Here is a 20,308-nt window from a genome sequence, read left to right as displayed (position 1 = left end):
TTTAATTTTGTACAAATCCCCATCAAATTGCTGAAAGGTAAGAAAATTATTATTGGTATTAGTGCAAGTATCGCTGCGTATAAAGCAATTCTTTTAGTTCGTTTATTAAAAAAAGAAGGCGCTGAAGTACGAGTTATCATGACCTCAGCTGCGAAAGATTTTGTTTCACCTTTGGTCCTATCTACTTTATCAGAGAATCCTGTTTGGATTGACTTTCACAAAGAAAATAAGTGGAACAATCATGTGGAATTAGGACTTTGGGCTGATCTGATGGTCATTGCTCCTGCAACAGCTAATACACTATCAAAATTGGCGAATGGCTTATGTGACAATCTTTTGATTGCTACGTATTTATCTGCTCGTTGTCCAATAATGATTGCCCCTGCCATGGATGAGGATATGTTTAAACACCCTTCTTCCCATTTAAATATAGAAAAATTAATTTCCTACGGAAACCAAATCGTTCAACCGGGAAATGGATTTTTAGCAAGTGGTTTAATCGGAGAAGGTCGATTAGCCGAACCAGAGGAAATTTTACAGGCAGTAATAGCTCAAATAGGTAGAAGCGAGGAATTCAGAGGTAAAAAAATAGTCATCAATGCAGGACCTACGCAGGAAGCCATAGACCCTGTACGATATATCTCAAATCATTCGACAGGTAAAATGGGAATCGCTTTGGCAGAAGCCGGTTTTTTAAAAGGAGCTGAGGTTGAATTGGTGTTGGGACCAACTCATTTATTACCCAAGTTTCCTGCCATAAAAGTTCACCATGTCGTTTCAGCAGCAGAAATGTTCGCTAAAATGCAAGAAATCTTTCCTGATTGCGATTTATTCATTGCCTCTGCTGCAGTAGCGGATTATCGAGCAAAGGATATTTCCAATGATAAAATCAAAAAAAATAAAGCAAATTGGTCGATTGAATTAGAAAAAAACATCGATATTTTGGCTCATTTATCTTCACAAAAAACACATCAAATAGTCATTGGTTTTGCCTTAGAAACTCAGAATGAGACCAACTATGCTTTGGAAAAATTAAACGCTAAGAACTTAGATGCCATCGTATTAAATTCGATGAATGATCAAGGTGCTGGATTTGGTACAGACACCAACCAAGTAAAAATGTTTTTTAAGGATGGTACAATTTCCGAGATGGGTTTGACAAGTAAATCTGAAATTGCGAAACAAATTTTAGAGGAAATCCAAGTGAATTTTTTCTAAAAAGCCTTAGTGTTAAAATCATTTTTTTAACACTAAGACAAATTGTTATCCTTTCATGTTAAGTCCTAACTCCCGTATTTCCTCCTTGACTTAAACTGATATCAACAGGTTGATTGGTTTTCCAAGATCCTCTAGTAAAATCTGGAACATCCATCGACTTGGAACGATTATTCACCGATATTTCACTTAAAGGCACGATAGAGCTCCATAACGCAGCATCATATACGTCTTGATCTAAAGGTAATCCATTTCTCAAGCAATCAATTAGACGCCAATCCATCATAAAATCCATACCTCCGTGACCTCCAATTTGCTTGGCTAATTCGCCAATTTTAGCAACAATGGGTGGAGCATATTTTTTCTCCATTTCTGCCATTTGTTCTGGCTTAATCCAATCGTGATGATGATCCGATATTCTAGGTTCAGGATATTTCATGGCAACTCCGTTTGTTCCACTTAATAAATGTATACGCGAATAAGGACGTGGACTAGAAACATCGTGTTGTACGATGATTGTTTTACCATGATGGGTTTTAATGGTAGTGGTATTCATGTTACCACGGAATTTTTTATCCACAAATTGTTTGTAATAAGGATCTTTTTCAGCCATTTCTTTAGCCATTTTTTGCATCGAAAAATCATCGGATTGAACTGAAACTAAATAGTCCATTTGATCTCCTCTATTTACATTCAAAAGCTGACAAATAGGCCCTAAACCATGTGTAGGATATAAATTTCCATTTTTCAAATTCGCTTTTAAACGCCAATTATCATAATATTGATCCTGCTTAAAGTTAGCACTTAATAGATCATGAATGTACGCTCCTTCCACGTGCAACAACTCACCAAAATAGCCTTGACGAGCCATATTGAGTGTCAATAATTCGAAAAAATCATAGCAACAATTCTCAAGCATCATACAATGCTTTTTCGTTTTTTCTGATGTTTCTACCAATTGCCAACATTCTTCTAAAGTAGTTGCGGCAGGCACCTCACACGCCACATGTTTTCCATGTTGCATGGCATATACAGCCATTGGGGTATGCAAATACCAAGGGGTAGTAATATAAATCAAATCGATGTCAGGCCTTTGGCACATTTCTTTCCAGGCCTCCTCCTTTTCTGTATAAGTAACAGGACTAATATTCATTTTTTTCAAAGCTTTCAGCGCACTGTCCACTTTACTTGGTCGAATATCACAAATAGCCACTGTTTCTACATTCGCTATTCGATTTACTCTGGTAATTGCACCTGAACCGCGATTGCCTAATCCAATAAATCCAATTCGAACGGTATCTATTTTTGGAGCAGCAAATCCAGACATATTAAAAGTCTGCTTGGTTTTTTTCATTAATTGATTAATCTGGTCTTCAGCAATATTTCCAGCTTCAGTAGACGAAAAGGAATGAGTTAATCCAATGGCAGAGAGACCTCCCATTTTAAGAAAATCTCGACGATTATTTTTCATGTTTATTTCGATTAAATAGGTTTTTGAGCATAGTGAAAAAATTAACCTCTCTTCATTATGTACATTATTTTCTTGAATTTATCTCAAATTACCAATTTTATTGCATCTTTAAAAAAATCAGTATAAATTAATACCTCTTAGAAAAACCTATTAAAAAATGAAAAATCCCGTAGCGGTCAGCTCCTTAACCCAAAGAGATACCCAAATTTCTATCATGCTGATTGCAATGATGTTTTTCATTTTTGGATTTGTGTCATGGGCTAATTCCATTTTAATCCCCTATTTTAAAATTGCTTGTGAATTGAGCAATTTTGAAGCATATTTCGTCACTTTTGCATTTTACATTTCCTATTTTATCATGTCCGTTCCATCCTCCTATCTTTTAAAATCCATCGGATTTAAGAGAGGAATGATGTTGGGATTTTGGATTATGTCAATAGGTGCCTTTATTTTCATTCCTGCAGCAATGGGCCGAACATATCCTTTGTTTTTAGTGGGTTTATTCACATTGGGGACTGGATTAGCCATTTTACAAACCGCTGCAAATCCATACATCACCTTACTAGGACCGAAAGAAAAGGCTGCCCAAAGAATCAGTATCATGGGTATTTGCAATAAAGGAGCCGGCATTTTAGCACCTTTGGTTTTTGCAGCAGTTATTTTGAAAGCAACCGATAGCGATTTATTCAAAAACTTAGCTTTCATGACTGGCGAAAATCGAAACAACGCTTTAAATGAGCTTATCTCCAGAGTCATTGAACCTTATTTTTTTGTAGGTATCTTATTATTCTTACTCGGGCTTTCGGTAAGATTTTCGCCTTTGCCAGAAATTGAAACTGATCAAGAAAGTGAAGAAGTAGCACAAATCAATTCCTCCAAAAACAATATTCTACAATTTCCTCATTTAATACTTGGAGCTATGGCTATCTTTTTACATGTAGGCACCCAAGTCATTGCCATTGATACAGTAATCGGATATGCTGGATCCATGAATATTCCACTTATTGAGGCAAAAATTTTCCCTTCCTTCACACTTGCCGCAACAATTTGCGGATATATACTTGGAATTATCTGCATTCCACGTTTGATCAGTCAAGTCAATGCTTTACGGATTTGCACTATTTTAGGATTTATTTTTAGCTTGGGTATTCTAGTTAGCCATGGGACGGTAGAAATTATCGGTTTAAAAACGGATTTAAGTATTTGGTTTGTAGTGGCTTTAGGTTTAGCAAACTCGCTGATTTGGGCAGGAATATGGCCATTGGCCTTGGATGGTTTAGGGAAGTTCACCAAAATTGGGGCTTCTATCTTAATCATGGGACTATGTGGAAATGCCATTTTGCCTCTTATTTATGGACATTTTGCAGACGCTTATGACTTAAAATCTGCTTATGCGGTTTTACTACCTTGTTATCTTTACTTAATTTTTTATGCCATGAAGGGGCATAAAATCAAAAAATGGAAACATAGAAAATAATATGATGAGAGAAAAAATGACACGTAGAAATTTTATGGTTCCTTTGGCATTAACTGGCTTAAGTTTACCATTTTCTAGACTAGCTTTCCATTCAGATTCATTTTCTGGTAAGCGAATTGGCATCATTGGCTTAGATACTTCCCATAGTGTTGCGTTTACCAAAGCATTGAATGCCAATTCTCCGAATCCAATTTATGATGGATACAAAATTGTCGCTGCTTATCCACATGGAAGTAAAGATATCATATCTAGTTCAGAAAGAATTCCTGGCTACACAGAAGAAGTAAAAAAAATGGGTGTTGAAATTGTCGATTCCATCCAAGAATTGCTCAACAAAGTAGATTTTGTCATGCTTGAAACAAATGATGGAAGATTGCATTTGGAACAAGCCATAGAAGTGTTTAAAGCAGGAAAAATCACTTTCATAGACAAACCGATGGCAGCCTCATTGAAAGATGCAAAATCAATTTTCAAGGAAGCAAAAAAATACAAAGTACCTATTTTTTCCTCTTCATCGCTTCGATATGCTACGGGCATGCAAGATATTAAAGATGGTAAAATTGGAGCTATCACTGGAGCAGATACCTATAGCCCAATGAAATTTGAAAAAACACATCCGGATCTTTTTTGGTATGGAATACACGGAGTAGAAATGCTTTTTACGGCGATGGGTCCTGACTGCATCTCTGTTCAAAGGACCATTTCCGAAGAACAAGAAATTTGCACGGGAATCTGGTCAGATGGTAGAATTGGTACATTTAGGGGAATCAAATCCGGTAAACAAGACTATGGTGGAACCGCTTTTGGCAAAAATGGCATTCTACATTTAGGCCCCTACAATGGATATGACCCACTTCTTGTAAAAATCATTGAATTTTTCAAAACAAGAATTCCACCTGTGGAAGAAACGGAAACTTTAGCCATTTTGGCATTTATGGAAGCCGCAGATACAAGTAAAAAACTACAAGGAAAACGCGTTGAATTAGCAAAAATCAAAGAGTAAGATCATGAAAAAAACACTTGTCATTTTTTGTTTAAGTTGTGCCTTATTTGGCTGTCAAAGTAATAAATTGAGCCATTCGGAAGAAAAAAATGGTTTTCAACTTCTGTTTGATGGAAAATCAACTTCTGGCTGGAGAGGAGCCTATCAAAAACAATTTCCTACCCATGGTTGGGTCATCAAAAATCAACAACTTTTGGGAGAACTATCTTCAGGAAAAGAATCAGGTGATGGAGGAGATATTATCACACTCAAAAAATACCAAAATTTTGATCTGCGTTTTGACTGGAAATTAGGGAATTTGGGGAATTCTGGAGTCAAGTATTTTGTAGAAGAGCTTCCTACAAAGCCAAGTAATTCGAGTTCCCTCATTGGGTATGAATACCAATTAATCGATGATCGTGATTTTATTTATAATGATAAACACTTACCTGAAGACCATAAAACAGGTGCGCTTTACAACATCATTCCTCCGACTAAACCAGATGTTAAAATTGGAAAATGGCATACTTCTCGCATCGTTGTCAAAAGAGATCAGATCGAACATTATTTGGATAATCAACTAATTATGAGCGTCAATAGAAATTCACCGGAATTCAAAATTGGATTCCAACAAAGTAAATTTAAATCGATTACTGGATATGATCAACGAAATGAAGGCTATATATTATTACAAGATCATGGTCATAATGTCGCCTTCAAAAACATTAAAATCAAAGAGTTGGATTAGATTTTTGATAAACCAAATTACCTTTTACAATAGTTTTCTGAATTTCAATTTGAGGATCAAATATCACTACATCGGCATCCGAACCCTTGGTAAATGATCCTTTTTGGTTTGAAATACCCATAATTCTAGCGGGCGTGCTAGTCATCATTTGAACTGCCTCCACTAAAGGAACTTCAGCTAATTCCAACATGTTTTTTAGCAAACGATTAGCTGTCGCTACACTTCCTGCAAAAGCAGTGCGGTCTGGAAGTTTGGCTACTCCATCTTCCACAATAACTTTTAATCCATTCTTATAAGATCCCAAAACCGAATCACCTTCCGGCATTGCGGCAGCTCGCATCGCATCCGTAATTAACGCAATTCTGTCCGGCCCTTTTATTTTATAAATCAATTTCAATAAGGGTGCTGGCAAATGAACACCATCAGCTATGATTTCCACATCCATTTCATCCAATAAATAAGCGGTTTCTATAACACCTGCATATCTAAATGCGTTTCTACGCGTCACCCCAGACATAGCAGAATAGAAGTGGGTAGCAAGAGTAAATCCGCCATTCTGAAAGGCATCTAACACTTCTTCATATATGGCATCTGTGTGTGCAATAGCTGCTAAAACCCCTTTTGAGCTAATATATTTTCCAAATTCTACCGCACCTTTTAATTCAGGAGCAGCAGACCAGCGCTTGATAAAATCAAAAGAATTCAATATTTCTTGGTATTCCTTAGGGTCAGGATCACGGATATATTTTGGGTCTTGTGCCCCACGCTGAGAAACCGCAAAATAAGGCCCTTCTAAATGCATTCCAATAAAATCGGCACCTAAGGTATTAGATAAATGCGCTTTTTGATAAGCCTCAAGCGTTTGAATTAAATCCTCTTTTTCACAAGTTAAAGTAGTGGGCAACATTGACGTGGTCCCATATTTTGCATGCGTTTGCGCCACCTGCAAAAATGCCTCCATGGTGCCATCCATGAAATCAGCACCACCACCGCCATGAATATGGATATCTATGAATCCTGGGGAGACAAAATTCCCCTTTGCATCCACCAATGTTGCTCCTGGAAAATCTATATCTTGACTTTCAACATTTAATATTTTACCATTTTCAATCAAAAGGCAAGCCCCCGAATGAATTCGATTTTGGTGTATGATTTGACCATTAAAAATTTTAATTCTACCTACCATCCTATTGGAAATTAACTGGAAGTCGAGAAGCGGAACTTGAATCTAAATATAAGTCAACTTGAGGATGATTTTGTAAAATACTAGCAGGAAACAAATTAGATACTCCTTTTGTCAAACAATCTGCCACAGCTTGAGATTTTCTTTCATCAGGAACCGAACAAACAATATATTCAGATTTAAGAATTTGTTGAATCGACATACTAATTGCCTGTTTTGGAACATCATCCATTGTTTCAAACCAACCCTCTCCCATTTGTTGAGCACGACATGCTTCGTCTAAATCAACAACGATATAGGGTTTTTCTGTATGAAAATCGGCTGGAGGATCATTAAAAGCTAAATGTCCATTTTCGCCAATGCCAACCAAAGCAACATCGATGGGATTTTGTAAAATCAAATCATCTAATCGTTTGCATTCCGTTTCAGGATCAAGTTCTCCATTGATTAAATGTGCTATTTTCAGGTTGGGAACTAGCTTAATAAATCTTTCCACCAAATAATTTCGAAAACTAGCTTTGTGTGTTATCGGAAGGCCAATGTATTCATCTAGATGAAACATTTGAACTCTTTCCCAAGAAATTTCAGCATCAGAAATTAATTGTTGAATCGTTTCAAATTGGCTCGTCCCTGTAGCTAAAATAATATTCGCAAAACCTTTCTGCTGTATCGTTTTTTTAATTAATTCCGCCGCTATTAGTCCAGCGGAAACTCCTAAATCCTTTGAATTGTTACTGATATGTACTTTCAAAATAATGAATAGTTAAACGCGTAAAAATATATTTTTCTGATATAATAATCGTAAAAAAAGCCATTTAAGGGCCAGTATGGTAATAGCTACATAAACAATGAAACTTGGTTCACCAGCTAATTGAATAAGCCATTCAAAAAAATACTTAGCGGTAAATTCCCAATCAATAAATTTCTCTGAAAGATAAATCAAAATTGAATTAACGCCAATGACTTGGAATGGGAAAGCCCATTTTTTGTAGCCTAAAACATCAATGACATAATAGAAGAGCGCAAACAACAAGAGGCTAAAACCGACGGTTTGCATCACAAAAGAACTAGACCAAAGATTTTTATTAATAGGAAAGTCCAAGTTCCAAATTTGGGCAATAACTAAAGAAAGGAACCCAGAGCACACTAGATATATCGTTTTTTGTTTACCATTGAGATTTGTCTGTTTCAAAAACACTCCCACCATAATACCAGCCAATGCATTTGATATAGCTGGAATATTATTAAAGAAACCAACCGTATCGTGAATTCCTTTACTTAATTTACCAGGCAAAATCAATCGATCCACATAAGAAGCAAAATTACCAGGCATACTTAAATCGCCGATGGGAAAACCTGGAGCTGATGTAAATTTCAAAATCAAATAATACCCTATTAAAAGTCCTGAAAACCAAATGAATAACCAACGTTGTTTGACATATAGAAATAAAATATTGGCGAACAAATAAGCGATGCCTATTCGTCCCAGAACAGAGGAAAATCGAATATCTTCCAAAGTTCTTATGGAGAAACCATTGTTATAAAAGATTCCTAAAATCACCAAAACGCCTCCACGAATCAAGATTTTTTTCAAAAGCAGGTGTTGGGGAACACCCTTATCCAAAGATTTACCAACCGAAAAAGGTGTAGAAACTCCTGCTAAAAAGATAAATAAAGGAAAAATTAGATCATAAAAAGTAAAACCGTTCCATTCTGGATGTCGAAGCTGATCAGAAAAAGCTTGAAAAAAGGAAGAATTGGTCACTTTAGATAAACCATGAACGATATCTTCTGCCCCTATAATCCAAAATAGATCAAATCCCCTAAGAGCATCTAATGAATACAATCGATTGTTCAAAAAATCCTCTCGCTTTTCCAATAAATTTGATGAATTTGCCATAGGTTAAATTTTAGGTTCCCAACCAGCTTCGTATTCACGCGACCAATATTTCATGGCTTCTTTATCATTCAAAATGTGTCCGTTTTTTGGATTAATAGCTAAAGAACGGCCTACGCGCTGAGAAATATTTCCCAACTGAACCAAAAGTGTACTTTGGTGACCACTCACTATATCGGAGTTCAAAGTAGAACCTAAACGAATACCATCAAAAAAATTCAAAATATGAAGCGCATCTAAATTTTGAGAAGGATCTGAAAGATTTCTTGCATCTACATTAAAATTATTTTTCACCTCTTTCACCAAATTATTTTTAAGGTCGTAAATTTTATATGAATTTCCGCTCTCAATCACCATACTTCCTTGCTCTGCATAAAAAATAATCCCAACACTGTTGGATTCAATGGATTTGCCATTGCAACTCCTTCCTTCCCAAGAAATCATCGTATTATTTTCAAATTCAAGATTTATTACTTGTGTATCTGGCGTTTGCCAATCGTCTTTATACATATATCTTCCACCTGAGGAACTCACTTTAGAAGGGTATTCAACATTTAAGCCCCATCTAGCTAAGTCGACCATGTGTGTTCCATTGTTCAACGCCTCTCCTGTTCCCCAATGCCAAAACCAATGCCAATTATAATGAATCAAATTATCTTTAAATGGTTTTCTAGGAGCCGGTCCTTGCCATAAATCATAGTTCAACCATGCTGGCACGGCCGTTTCTTTGCCTATTCCGATGGATGGACGATTATTGGTGTACCATGTTTTGGCAAAATAGGGCCGACCAATTACTCCAGCATGAAGTTCAGCAATGGCCGCAGCAACATTGGGCCAAGATCTTCTCTGGTTTCCCATTTGCAATACACGTTTGTGTTTCGCGGCAGACTTTACCAACATTTCACCTTCATTGGGATTATGGCTACATGGTTTTTCTAAATACACGTGTTTTCCCGCAGAACAAGCTAACATAGCTGCAGGTGCATGCCAATGATCAGGAGCAGTTACAATTAGAGCATCCAAATCTTTATCCTCCAAAGCATTCCTGAAATCGGGTGTTGCTTTAGGTTTAAACGCTTGGATTTTCTGAATGGCATCGATACAAATATCTGCAGCGCGCGAGTCGACGTCACATACATGAAGAACTTCGCAATTTTTCTGATGAGCGAAATTTTTACCAACAGCCAATCCGCGACTATTTACACCCATGCAAGCGACTCTAATTTTTTCGTTGGCACCCAAAATATTTTGATAACTTTTTGCTGAAAAGGAAGGAAGCATACCGCCCAAAGTCAAAGCAAATGCTCCAGATGAGGCCTTTTGAATAAAGGTTCTTCTTGAATTTTTCATAATATATAGGTTAAAAAGTTCCTAAAGATTACGAATTTATTCGACTATTTATATATATTTTATTAAAATTCAAAGAGGAAACAATTGATAAAAAACAAATCCATATTCTATATCACTCTTTTTGCATGTTATACATCAAAGTTTGAATTCTCCATTCATCCCCAACTTTAATGAATAAAAAAACATCGACGCCTTTGTGGGTAAACTTGCCATTTAAATAAAATTCATAAGGAACCCAAGCGCTTGCAATTTCATGATCTACCAAAATTTCACCCCATGAGATCACTCGCTCATCCAAATCACCGGACTTTCTAGTCATTACATTTTGGACAAACTTAGCAATGGGCACTTCACGAATGATGTTTCCTTCTGGTCTTATTTGACTGACATGTAAAACAGCATTGGGTGTAAAGCAGGATTTTAAAGCCACCGAATCTACGGATTTCATGGCCGAAAAAGTTTTTAAAATAACCGCTTTGATATTTTCCTTTTCATCATTCCCTGAATGATTTGTTGCTTGAACATAAAATGGGCCAAACAACAGTATTACTAATAAGCCAAAATTGTAGATAGTTTTCATAAAACTAATTTAAGAGTTTTGAAATAAATTTAATAATGCGAATTAAGGGTTAAAAAATAAAGTTCTGGATCTTTCCAATAATTGTAGCTAAATTAAATTTAATTGTGTTTTTTCTTGCCAAAAATGCAATTTTCTGGCTAATTCATTTTCTATGGTATTTCTTTTTTTGAAAAAAAAGAAACCAAAAAACTTATTTGTTGCAAGTTAATCCAAGAATAAATAGCGTTGGCTGAGCACGGTTGCTGAACACGGTTGCTAAGTCTGTCGAAGCACCGAAGCCAAAAGTGGTAGGAAAGGGAAAACTTGGTGAATCTTTGTGTTAACTCCTATTTTTAAACACCAAGTTCACAAAGGATATTTTGACTCTTAATTCGCATTAATAATTATCAATAAACTGATAATCTAATGTTTGCTATTTTTTTAGCCCTTTTCATTTTTTAAATTTATTAACCTAATCACTAATATAAATGGAAAATCAAATCGAAATTTTCAAAACCAATGAAGGTACTACAGAATTAAAGGTACAAATCTCAGCAAACACTGTTTGGCTATCACAAAAGCAAATGTCAATGTTATTTGAAAAAGATTCAGATACAATAGGTCTTCACATAAAAAATATTTTTAAAGAAAAAGAGTTAGAGGAATTGTCAACTACCGAGAATAACTCGGTAGTTCAAATAGAAGGAAAACGTAAAATTAAAAGAACAATAAAGTCATATAATCTCGATGTAATCATTTCAGTCGGATATCGAGTAAATTCAAAACGCGGTACTCAATTCCGCCAAAGGGCTACGCAACGACTAAAAGATTATCTTATTGCCGGATATGCGATTAATCAAAAACGACTAGAAGAGCAAAATAAAAAATTAGAGGTATTAAGAGATGGCATTCGAATTATGAGTAGAACCATCGAAGAAAAAGCTACTCATTCAGAAGACTTTAAATGGTTACGACAATATAGCCTTGGACTACAATTATTAGATGATTATGACCATGAGAATTTAGACAAAAGGGATTTGAACAACATGACCTCCTTCTATTCAAGAAAAAGCAGCGATGCTTTTGTATTTAATCATAAAAAACCACGCCTTTATAGATGGCAACAAACGTATCGCTGCTGCTTGTTTTTTATTATTCCTGAATAAAAATGAACTTCTTTTTAATCCAAAAGGGCATTTTATCATTAGCAATGAAGCACTAGCCAGTTTGACACTTTTTGTAGCAAGCAGCCATCCAGATGAAATGCAAACCGTCAAAATGCTATTAATAAGCGTTTTAAACAGAAGTTTAATTGATTAAACTCCTATTCCTCCAAACTCTTCATTATCCAATTTTTAAACTCCGTTCTTAATTTAGGAGGATTCGTGGACGGCCTTTGCAATAATACCATGGCAATCATTTCATGCTTTTGATCGATAAAGAAAATTGGGCCAGTCGCGCCACTCCAATACAAAGTGCCAGCTGGACGCGGGTCATTTCCTATTTCCTTTCTTTTGATTGCATAGCCGAACGTAAATCCATTGTTCTTTAAATTGTCGGTCGGTGTAATAGCCGCTTCCAAATTCAATGGTACATAATCCGTTTTCATCATGGCAATGGTAGAGGGCTTTGCAATACGAACACCATTCAATTCTCCATTTTGTAAAACCATTTGGCTAAACTTGAAATAATCTAATGCGGTAGAATGCAATCCACCTGAACCAGAATAATAGGTTTTTTGTCCACTAATTCTAATGCTTTTTTCAGAACCTGGATCGATTAAAGCCAACCCTCCTTTTCCATCTGGTTGATAATAAGATGTAAATCTTGGTGCATCTTTAGGCTCTAAATAAAAATGTGTATCCACCATACCCAAAGGATCTAATATTCGTTTTTGCACAAAATCTTGGAAGGGTTGCCCTGTAATTACTTCCACAATTCTACCAGCTACCAACAAACCAGGACCATAAATCCATCCATCACCCGGCTCATGCGTTAAAGGGAGTTTCGACAATTTCTTTACATAATGTTCCAAATCGCTGAAATACACATCCTTGGTAATTGCATTGTAAATTTCGGGCATATTTCCCCCATAAGCACTGGGTTGACCTGTGGTGTGCGTCAAAACATGTTTAATCAACATGGGTTTGGTAGCTTCTTTGGTTTTATAAATCCAATGTCCATCCACACTATCTTTAGAAATCAAAACTTGCTGAGAAGCAAATTCGGGCAAATACTTACTCACGGGATCATTAGGCTTACATTTGCCATCCTCCATCAATAACAACAAAGCTAGTGTTGCAATGGGCTTCGTCATTGATGCCAAACGAAAGATGGCATCTTTCTTCATGGGAATATGGGTCTCCATTTGCGACTCCCCTTTTGCTTCAAAATGTACAATTTTACCTTTGCGCGCTATGAGCGTGACCGCACCTGCAATATCTTTGTTTTGAATCGATTGAATGACAAAATTCTCATAGTCATTTAATATAGACGGCTTAAATCCCAATTCTTTAACTTCCTTTTCTCCAACAGATTCTAAACTAACTACTTTCTTTGTTGGCTTTTTGATCCCCTCATAAACTCCTGTCCTAAATTCATCGCTAAAATAAAATTGATAGGGATTCGGTGTTGTTAAAGCACCAATTTGCGTCATAAAAATACCAATCACATCATCTTTAGGATTCACAAAAAAATGGGTTGAATTTGCACCACTCCAGAAATACTCACCAACTGACACATTGGTTCGATTCGCAAGCATTGGATCTTTTAACATTCCAAATCCAATACCAAATCCGTAGCCTGGTTCCAAATTCGTACTTCCATCTTCATCCATGGAAATGCCCGTTGCAATTTTATAAATTCTTGAATTTTGATCTGGCTTGCGCGTAATATCATGGGTTACATCCTGACGCATCAATTCCAAGGTTTCCTTTTTCAAAATCCTTTTTCCATTTAATTCTCCATTATTGTAAAGCATTTTAGCAAACTTCAAATAATCATCCATAGTGCCCCATAAAGCATTCACTCCCGCAAAAACTGTTACACCAGCACTTTGTGGTTGCATTTTTGAACGAGTCAAATTTTTACCATCGGCAAAATCATAAACAATCATAGCACGTTTTTGCTGCTCTTCGTTCAAATTGTACCCAATGTCTTTCATTCCCAAAGGTTGAAAAATGGTTTTCTTTAAAAAGGAATCCGTTGTTTCTCCAGATAAAACTTCAATCAAACGAGAAGCCACATCTGGACCAAAAGAATAATTCCATTTAGAACCAGGTTGATAAGACAAAGGTATTTTAGCCAAAGCTTTGACACGCTTTTCAATCGTAGTTAAACTTTGATCATATAAAATGGTATTCCAAATATCGCGATCCATTTTTACTTGAGTAATTCCGTGTGACATACCAGAAGTATGACTCAACAATTGACGAATGGTTATTTTTTGTTGTGCTGGGATCAATTCACTGGACATTCCCACATTCACATCTTTTACTACTTGAAGATTTTTAAATTCTGGCAAATAATTCTCTACAGGATCATCCAATTGAAATTTACCTTGTTCATAGAGTGTCATTAAAGCAACAGTCACAATCGGTTTTGACATGGATTGTAAATAATAAATTTCATTGCCAGACATTTTTACGTTTTTATCAACATCTCGATTACCATAAAATTTATTGTAGACGACTTTGTCTTTATGATATACCAAACCATGGACTCCCATTAATTTTTTCGATTGAATTTCATTTTTCAAAAATTGATCGAGAGTGTCAAATTTTTGAGCAAATGTTGTATTTACAAAGAAGAAGACCGCTAGTAAAAGCGTGATTTTTGTTAAAATTATTTTCATAGAAATAAAAAGTTTGAGCTAAAATTACAGAAATATTTCTCACAAAAAAGTATCACGAATGAGTCAAAAAAAAGGGACCAAATTGATCCCTCTTTTAAAAAACTATATCAATTATTTTAATCTATACAAGTGTTTAAAATTTTCAACAAACCTAAACCATAAATAAGTCATTTTTGAGAATCACAATGTAATGATTGTTCCCATTTCAGAAAAAGGAACAATTGAAATGAATTTCACAAATCCCAAAATCAAAAAAGAATAAATCTGGACAAAAATGACAGAAATATGGACAAATAAAAAGTTCACAATTCCATAAAATTGAAGCAAAATCAATCTATTTGTTCTTTTGATATCTTCTGTAAAAAATAATCAATACGGCTATAATGGCAAATAATATGGGGAAGGTCATAATTATGAGTTTAATTTAATTAAATATACAGCAAGCAACTTCAAACTCCATCCATGCAAAATCAAAATTACCCAGTCATTTTATTTATAAAACAAGGAATTAATCAGTAAATGGAAGTACATCACCCGCATCATGCACCTAAAAATTGGAAAGAATACTTCAGCGAATTTCTAATGCTTTTTTTGGCAGTCACACTCGGCTTTTTCGTTGAAAACTACAGAGAACATTTTGTAGAGCGGGAAAGAGAAAAAGAATTTTTGGAGTTAATTGTAAAAGACTTAACAATGGATATTCGGATGGTGGATTCGAATTTATATTATCGAAACATTAGGGCATCCATTTGCAAGGAATTTGCTGATACTTATACCAACGAAACCTATAAAAAAGACACAGGACCTTTTTATTTAAATAGTAGAAGATTACATGTTCGATATTTGTTTGAACGCACCGATGCAGGTTTTCAGTTGTTAAAAAATGCTGGTGGATTACGTTTAATCCATAATCCAGAAATTGTTCAAGCCATTCAACATTATGAAAATTCCATCGCAGCGATAGAAAAATTTCAAGAAGGAGAAATGAATTATTTGCGAGAATACTCTAGAGCAAATGGCGAAATTTTTGACATCAAGGTCTTAATGAAATATTCTGGTGGAAAAGTAAGTAATTACTTTTCCTATTTAATGCCAAAAGAGAATCCTCCACTCCTTTCCAATGATCCGGTTAAATTAAATCTAATGATGACTCATTTTTTTGGTATGGATAAATCCAATTATGTGGTGATGTTTTTTGAGGAAAAGCTCAAAAACGAAGGAGAAGATTTAATTCATATCATTGAAAAACAGTTGAACAAGTAAAATCTCATTGAAATAAATCCCATATTCATTTCAACACCTATGGGTCGAATCAACAACTGGCTAAATATGAAATAATTATGCAAATAATACCTTTCTAAATACGAGAATAATCTTAGAAAGCTGTATTTTGCCATATATTAAAATCGATATGCCTAATTTCAAAAAAGTTTCTGATTCCGAAACCACCATCACTGAATTAATGATTCCTGCTTTTGCCAATTTCAGTGGTAAAATTCATGGGGGAACCTTATTGTCTTTGATGGATAAAGTTGCTTATGTATGCGCCGCCAAACACAGCGGTCAATATTGTGTGACAGTCGCCGTCGAAGGTGTGGAATTTTTCAATCCCGTAGAAGTTGGTGACTTAGTCTCCATCAAAGCATCCGTTAATTATGTAGGTCGAACCACCATGATTATCGGAATGCGAATCGAGTCATTAAAGCCCAAAACTGGAGTGGTTACTCATACCAATTCTTGCTATTTCACCATGGCGGCAAAAAATGAAGAAGGGCAATTAACAGAAGTTCCTGGATTGATTTTAGAAAACGAAACACAAGCTCGTCGATTTGCCGAAGGAAAATTATTGCGCAAATTATCTTTAGAAAAGCGTGAATTATTAAAGTCTGATTTAAGAAATATTGCTGGAGATATTCAAGAAATGTGTATTGGAGAAAAATGCGAATTGAAATATCTTTAAAAGGTAAAAGGTAAGAGGTAAGAGGTAAGAGGTAAGAGGTAAGAGGTAAGAGGTAAGAGGTAAGAGGTAAGAGGTAAGAGGTAAGAGGTAAGAGGTAAGAGGTAAGAGGTAAGAGGTAAGATGTGGCTTCGAGAACCTCAGCCACCGAATTTCCTCTTTTCTCTTTCCTCTTTTCTTATCAATAACTCAAAAAAGCCGCATATATCAATTCTGCCCATTTGCGGTAAGCTAGTGAAGAAGGATGTAGGCCATCTTGAGCTATCCAATCCGGATTATTTTTGGCATTTCTACCAATTTCCGTAATGTCTATGTAGGAACATTTATTTTGAAGCGCTATCCGTTTATTGATTGCATTGAACATATCAATCTCTTTACTAATCTTCAATGTGTCCAATTGCTTCCCAATCGGTGTTAAGCTATAATCTGGAATAGAAAGAACTAAAACCCTTCCTACATCTCCACCTGCTAATTCAATGGATCTATTTATAAGAAAGGTAAAATTTTTCCGATAGGTACTCGTATCAATTCCTTGATATTGATCATTGACACCAACCAACAGTGAAACAAAATTATGTTCTTCTAAATTTTGCTCCCCCATCGATTTAAGCAGGTCAGCACTTGTCCAACCCGTTTTTGCCAAGTAAGTCAAACGTTTGGTTTGAATGAATTTCATTTTCAACAATTGCAGTGCTTGATAAGGAAAACGATCTGATTGATTTACCCCTTGGCCAATGGTGTAGGAATCTCCCAAGGCCAACCAAGAAATAGCTGTAGAGTCTTTTTGAGAGATAACAGGCTTTGCAATAATTATTTCGGATTCAAAGGATTTCTGACAGGAAAAGCCGAAAATCAGTAAAAAAATAGCGAAACAATATTTCATTCTTTACAAACCAAGCAATTGATGAATTGTTTAAATTTAGTATTTGGAAGTTTATACAACGAAAAACACTTAGTGAACTAAGAGTTAAAATAAAAACAACAAGAGTTTTATTATTTTTTGAACAAAATAAGATTATGTTTACAATATCAAATTAGCCAACGAAATCTCTAAATCTAAGATACCATGTTAAAACATCATCTATTTATCGTCTCATTTTTGTCCATCATTTCTTGTTCCAAACCCTCAGAAACGCTGACTAACTACTTTAGTTATCCAGATAGCTTAGAATCTGCAGGTGTAAAAATGATACCTATCCAAACACCCAAAGGCACATTCAAAGTTTGGACAAAACGATTTGGCAATAATCCGAAAATAAAAATTTTATTATTGCATGGAGGTCCAGCGATGACACATGAATACATGGAATGTTTTGAGACATTTTTTCAAAGGGAGGGATTTGAATTTTACGAATATGATCAATTGGGCTCTTATTATAGTGATCAACCGACCGATTCAACGCTTTGGAAAACGGAACGATTTGTAGAGGAAGTAGAGCAAGTGCGTAAAGCCATAGGAGCCGATGCTTCTAATTTCTATGTATTAGGAAATTCATGGGGAGGAATTTTAGCCATGGAATATGCCCTGAAATATCAGCAAAATATGAAAGCTTTATTGGTATCCAACATGGTAGCCAGCGCACCTGAATATGGAAAATACGCAGATGAAGTATTGGCCAAACAAATGAAACCAGAAATACTGCATGAAATCCGTGCGATAGAAGCCAAAAAAGATTTTTCTAATCCACGCTACATGGAATTACTAATTCCGAACTTCTACCACGAGCATATTTGCCGACTCAAAGAATGGCCTGATGCATTGAATAGATCCTTAAAACATGCCAATGGGACAATTTACGTACAGATGCAAGGACCAAGCGAATTTGGCATCAGTGGATTATTAGCCAAATGGGATATCAAAAATCGTTTAAAAGAAATAGTTGTTCCCACCTTAATGATAGGTGCCAAATACGATACCATGGATCCTAAAGCCATGGAGGAACAAAGCAAAATGGTCCAAAACGGAGAATACCTGTATTGTCCAAACGGCAGTCACCTAGCCATGTGGGATGACCAAAAAAAGTATATGAATGGGGTGATTGGGTTTATCAAAAAAGTGAGTGGGGAGTGAGATAAATAGGTAAATCACCTATTTGTCTACATTCTTTCACGTATCTTTTCAGGGGAATTTTTATATTTGTGTACACCGTATTTTACGTTGAATACATTCACAAGTTTCTAAAATTTATACCATTTACTATGAGGATATGTGTTGGCTGGAAAGTCATTTTCTTATTATTGAATGTTGGTCTCTTGTCATTGAATTCCTTGCCCTATTCACATGAACTCAAATCGTTCAATCAAGAAAGAAAACTGCTTATTAAAATTGATTTACAAACCAATCAGGTTTTCCAAGAAATTCCCAATGCTGAAAATTTTGAATTCATAGGTACGTTAGGGACAAAGCATCCAGAGATAACTTCCTTGGATTGTGATATCTTTAACATTCAGGAATTCAATTTAAAAAATAGACCTATCATCAGTATCAAAGGGACTAGCTTGGTCTACCAATTCGTTCGAAAAGGAAATACTTTTGAACTAATACGATTAGATCATTCTTCCTTTAAAGGTTTTAATTTCTTCGCCTATCAATTTGTTCGAAAGGACACATTGTTTAGCATTGGAGGGTATGGATTTTGGAATTATAATAACAAATTAACCTACTTTGACGAAAATAATAAAGGTTGGGAATTATATAAAATCAATAATGAAGGACCTTTATCTGTAGATTATAGCGTCTGTGGATACGATTCAAAAAAAGATGGAATTTGGACACTAAACCTCATTAATCCTGAAAACTTAATCATCGGTAAAAATGAACAAAATCTTTACTTTTACGACTTCAAAACAAAAAATTGGGATAAGAAAGGAGAGATTAATAAAGAGATTTTAGCCAAATATCATGCTTCCTTTGAGAAAGCAATTGGATAGACAACCATTTTATCTTTAATCTAAAAGAAGTATGTATTGCCGCAGATCCAGGAACTCTTCAACTGACTATTTTTGATAAAAAAATGGTAGAAACTGGGGCAATGGAAGTGACATCGTTCAAATTAAGGATAGTATTTATTTGTACAGTGCTCAACAAGAAATAAATCCCAACATAAAGTTTCAACAGGTTAAAACAAAGGCAAGTCAATTTTTAAGTCAATTTAAACCTATTGATGAATCTTTTGTAAAATTTCCCATTTACACATCTAAAATCTTCTTAATGTTTGCCATCATTCTAGCATCATTAGGTGTTTCTGCTCTGTTGTTCCTTGGTTTCAAAAAACAAAATTCGATCTTTAATGACATAGAATTGGCCTTTTTGAAAATGCTACAAGAAAAAGAAGAGGGAATTAGTACGGAGGACTTAAAACAGTTCCTCGACATCGCAAAGAAAAATGTGGATATCCAAAAGAACCAACGCAATCAATTCATTAAAAATATCAATACCAAATTTCAGGCAAAACATAGCACAGAGGATAATCTAGTGGATCGAAAAAGCTCTGAAAACGACAAGCGATTTGTGCGCTATGTGGTGAATGGGAAATATGTAGGTACTTTAAGTTAGGTATTAGTTGTTAGTTATTAGTTATCAGAAAATATTAACAACTAATAACTAACAACTAAT

At 35.3% G+C, this 20,308-nt stretch carries 19 protein-coding genes; 11 read left to right on the top strand and 8 right to left on the bottom strand.

What is annotated here, in order from left to right; all coding sequences use genetic code 11:
• Nucleotides 1-27 precede the first annotated feature (27 nt).
• The gene (gene coaBC / locus V7S79_RS08625; RefSeq protein ID WP_459490176.1) at nt 28-1,218 is read left to right on the top strand and encodes a bifunctional phosphopantothenoylcysteine decarboxylase/phosphopantothenate--cysteine ligase CoaBC; all 1,191 of its coding nucleotides are present in this window, start codon (nt 28-30) and stop codon (nt 1,216-1,218) included.
• Between the two features lie 58 nt (nt 1,219-1,276).
• Here coaBC and V7S79_RS08620 read toward each other — a convergent pair whose 3' ends face one another.
• Nucleotides 1,277-2,686 carry a Gfo/Idh/MocA family protein gene (locus V7S79_RS08620; RefSeq protein WP_459490175.1) on the bottom strand — a complete coding sequence of 470 codons (1,410 nt, stop codon included), beginning with the start codon at nt 2,684-2,686 and terminating at the stop codon, nt 1,277-1,279.
• Nucleotides 2,687-2,843: 157 nt separating this feature from the next.
• On the opposite strand from V7S79_RS08620, the gene V7S79_RS08615 reads away from it, so the two are divergent.
• From V7S79_RS08615 to V7S79_RS08605, 3 genes are read left to right on the top strand one after another with little or no spacing between them, the layout of a single operon-like run.
• Nucleotides 2,844-4,163 (top strand): sugar MFS transporter, encoded by a 1,320-nt coding sequence (locus V7S79_RS08615; protein ID WP_459490174.1) that lies wholly within the window; start codon nt 2,844-2,846, stop codon nt 4,161-4,163.
• Between the two features lie 16 nt (nt 4,164-4,179).
• Nucleotides 4,180-5,166: a Gfo/Idh/MocA family protein gene (locus V7S79_RS08610; protein ID WP_459490173.1), complete on the top strand. Its 987-nt coding sequence runs from the start codon at nt 4,180-4,182 to the stop codon at nt 5,164-5,166.
• 4 nt (nt 5,167-5,170) lie between these two features.
• A complete protein-coding gene (locus V7S79_RS08605) occupies nt 5,171-5,893 on the top strand; it encodes a 3-keto-disaccharide hydrolase (RefSeq protein ID WP_459490172.1) in 723 nt (240 codons plus the stop codon).
• Here V7S79_RS08605 and nagA read toward each other — a convergent pair.
• From nagA to V7S79_RS08580, 5 genes are all read right to left on the bottom strand, one after another.
• Nucleotides 5,877-7,079 (bottom strand): N-acetylglucosamine-6-phosphate deacetylase, encoded by a 1,203-nt coding sequence (gene nagA / locus V7S79_RS08600; protein ID WP_459490171.1) that lies wholly within the window; start codon nt 7,077-7,079, stop codon nt 5,877-5,879. The genes V7S79_RS08605 and nagA overlap by 17 nt on opposite strands.
• Nucleotide 7,080: 1 nt before the next feature.
• Nucleotides 7,081-7,827 carry a glucosamine-6-phosphate deaminase gene (locus V7S79_RS08595; protein ID WP_459490170.1) on the bottom strand — a complete coding sequence of 249 codons (747 nt, stop codon included), beginning with the start codon at nt 7,825-7,827 and terminating at the stop codon, nt 7,081-7,083.
• 12 nt (nt 7,828-7,839) lie between these two features.
• Nucleotides 7,840-8,976, bottom strand: coding sequence for an acyltransferase family protein (locus V7S79_RS08590; protein ID WP_459490169.1), 1,137 nt, complete (start codon nt 8,974-8,976; stop codon nt 7,840-7,842).
• Between the two features lie 3 nt (nt 8,977-8,979).
• Nucleotides 8,980-10,323, bottom strand: a complete 1,344-nt coding sequence (locus V7S79_RS08585; protein ID WP_459490168.1) for a Gfo/Idh/MocA family protein — start codon at nt 10,321-10,323, stop codon at nt 8,980-8,982.
• A gap of 112 nt (nt 10,324-10,435) precedes the next feature.
• Nucleotides 10,436-10,903, bottom strand: a complete 468-nt coding sequence (locus V7S79_RS08580; protein ID WP_459490167.1) for a nuclear transport factor 2 family protein — start codon at nt 10,901-10,903, stop codon at nt 10,436-10,438.
• Between the two features lie 467 nt (nt 10,904-11,370).
• On the opposite strand from V7S79_RS08580, the gene V7S79_RS08575 reads away from it, so the two are divergent.
• Both V7S79_RS08575 and V7S79_RS08570 read left to right on the top strand, forming a co-directional pair.
• Nucleotides 11,371-12,048: a virulence RhuM family protein gene (locus V7S79_RS08575; protein WP_459490166.1), complete on the top strand. Its 678-nt coding sequence runs from the start codon at nt 11,371-11,373 to the stop codon at nt 12,046-12,048.
• On the top strand, nt 11,960-12,202 hold the full coding sequence (locus V7S79_RS08570; RefSeq protein WP_459490165.1) for a Fic family protein: 243 nt from the start codon (nt 11,960-11,962) through the stop codon (nt 12,200-12,202). Before V7S79_RS08575 ends, V7S79_RS08570 begins: the two co-directional genes overlap by 89 nt.
• A gap of 4 nt (nt 12,203-12,206) precedes the next feature.
• Here the strand turns inward: V7S79_RS08570 and V7S79_RS08565 are convergent, their stop codons facing one another.
• Nucleotides 12,207-14,735: a serine hydrolase domain-containing protein gene (locus V7S79_RS08565; RefSeq protein WP_459490164.1), complete on the bottom strand. Its 2,529-nt coding sequence runs from the start codon at nt 14,733-14,735 to the stop codon at nt 12,207-12,209.
• A 519-nt stretch (nt 14,736-15,254) separates the two neighbouring features.
• Here V7S79_RS08565 and V7S79_RS08560 point away from each other — a divergent pair.
• Together V7S79_RS08560 and V7S79_RS08555 are read left to right on the top strand one after the other, a co-directional pair.
• Nucleotides 15,255-15,998: a hypothetical protein gene (locus tag V7S79_RS08560; protein ID WP_459490163.1), complete on the top strand. Its 744-nt coding sequence runs from the start codon at nt 15,255-15,257 to the stop codon at nt 15,996-15,998.
• 148 nt (nt 15,999-16,146) lie between these two features.
• Complete coding sequence (locus V7S79_RS08555) at nt 16,147-16,695, top strand: acyl-CoA thioesterase (protein WP_459490162.1); 549 nt, start codon at nt 16,147-16,149, stop codon at nt 16,693-16,695.
• Nucleotides 16,696-16,873: 178 nt separating this feature from the next.
• Here V7S79_RS08555 and V7S79_RS08550 read toward each other — a convergent pair whose 3' ends face one another.
• A complete protein-coding gene (locus V7S79_RS08550) occupies nt 16,874-17,575 on the bottom strand; it encodes an SGNH/GDSL hydrolase family protein (protein ID WP_459490161.1) in 702 nt (233 codons plus the stop codon).
• 183 nt (nt 17,576-17,758) lie between these two features.
• Here V7S79_RS08550 and V7S79_RS08545 point away from each other — a divergent pair, with 183 nt between their 5' ends.
• From V7S79_RS08545 to V7S79_RS08535, 3 genes are all read left to right on the top strand, one after another.
• Entirely contained in the window at nt 17,759-18,763 is a 1,005-nt protein-coding gene (locus V7S79_RS08545; protein WP_459490160.1) for a proline iminopeptidase-family hydrolase, read from the top strand.
• A 128-nt stretch (nt 18,764-18,891) separates the two neighbouring features.
• Nucleotides 18,892-19,623 (top strand): hypothetical protein, encoded by a 732-nt coding sequence (locus V7S79_RS08540; protein WP_459490159.1) that lies wholly within the window; start codon nt 18,892-18,894, stop codon nt 19,621-19,623.
• 280 nt (nt 19,624-19,903) lie between these two features.
• Nucleotides 19,904-20,248 carry a hypothetical protein gene (locus V7S79_RS08535; RefSeq protein ID WP_459490158.1) on the top strand — a complete coding sequence of 115 codons (345 nt, stop codon included), beginning with the start codon at nt 19,904-19,906 and terminating at the stop codon, nt 20,246-20,248.
• Nucleotides 20,249-20,308 lie beyond the last annotated feature (60 nt).

The sequence above is a fragment of the Aquirufa sp. ROCK-SH2 genome, assembly GCF_054558315.1.
The sequence above is the reverse complement of the archived record's forward strand: the minus strand, read 5'-3'. Positions and strand labels throughout refer to the sequence as shown.

What these genes read in the sequence shown, in the direction of transcription:
- V7S79_RS08620 (WP_459490175.1), bottom strand. Translation starts at nt 2,686, where the DNA reads ATGAAAAATAATCGTCGAGATTTTCTTAAAATGGGAGGTCTCTCTGCC.
- V7S79_RS08615 (WP_459490174.1), top strand. Translation starts at nt 2,844, where the DNA reads ATGAAAAATCCCGTAGCGGTCAGCTCCTTAACCCAAAGAGATACCCAA.
- V7S79_RS08610 (WP_459490173.1), top strand. Translation starts at nt 4,180, where the DNA reads ATGACACGTAGAAATTTTATGGTTCCTTTGGCATTAACTGGCTTAAGT.
- V7S79_RS08605 (WP_459490172.1), top strand. Translation starts at nt 5,171, where the DNA reads ATGAAAAAAACACTTGTCATTTTTTGTTTAAGTTGTGCCTTATTTGGC.
- nagA (WP_459490171.1), bottom strand. Translation starts at nt 7,079, where the DNA reads ATGGTAGGTAGAATTAAAATTTTTAATGGTCAAATCATACACCAAAAT.
- V7S79_RS08590 (WP_459490169.1), bottom strand. Translation starts at nt 8,976, where the DNA reads ATGGCAAATTCATCAAATTTATTGGAAAAGCGAGAGGATTTTTTGAAC.
- V7S79_RS08585 (WP_459490168.1), bottom strand. Translation starts at nt 10,323, where the DNA reads ATGAAAAATTCAAGAAGAACCTTTATTCAAAAGGCCTCATCTGGAGCA.
- V7S79_RS08580 (WP_459490167.1), bottom strand. Translation starts at nt 10,903, where the DNA reads ATGAAAACTATCTACAATTTTGGCTTATTAGTAATACTGTTGTTTGGC.
- V7S79_RS08575 (WP_459490166.1), top strand. Translation starts at nt 11,371, where the DNA reads ATGGAAAATCAAATCGAAATTTTCAAAACCAATGAAGGTACTACAGAA.
- V7S79_RS08570 (WP_459490165.1), top strand. Translation starts at nt 11,960, where the DNA reads ATGCTTTTGTATTTAATCATAAAAAACCACGCCTTTATAGATGGCAAC.
- V7S79_RS08565 (WP_459490164.1), bottom strand. Translation starts at nt 14,735, where the DNA reads ATGAAAATAATTTTAACAAAAATCACGCTTTTACTAGCGGTCTTCTTC.
- V7S79_RS08560 (WP_459490163.1), top strand. Translation starts at nt 15,255, where the DNA reads ATGGAAGTACATCACCCGCATCATGCACCTAAAAATTGGAAAGAATAC.
- V7S79_RS08555 (WP_459490162.1), top strand. Translation starts at nt 16,147, where the DNA reads ATGCCTAATTTCAAAAAAGTTTCTGATTCCGAAACCACCATCACTGAA.
- V7S79_RS08550 (WP_459490161.1), bottom strand. Translation starts at nt 17,575, where the DNA reads ATGAAATATTGTTTCGCTATTTTTTTACTGATTTTCGGCTTTTCCTGT.
- V7S79_RS08545 (WP_459490160.1), top strand. Translation starts at nt 17,759, where the DNA reads ATGTTAAAACATCATCTATTTATCGTCTCATTTTTGTCCATCATTTCT.
- V7S79_RS08540 (WP_459490159.1), top strand. Translation starts at nt 18,892, where the DNA reads ATGAGGATATGTGTTGGCTGGAAAGTCATTTTCTTATTATTGAATGTT.
- V7S79_RS08535 (WP_459490158.1), top strand. Translation starts at nt 19,904, where the DNA reads ATGTTTGCCATCATTCTAGCATCATTAGGTGTTTCTGCTCTGTTGTTC.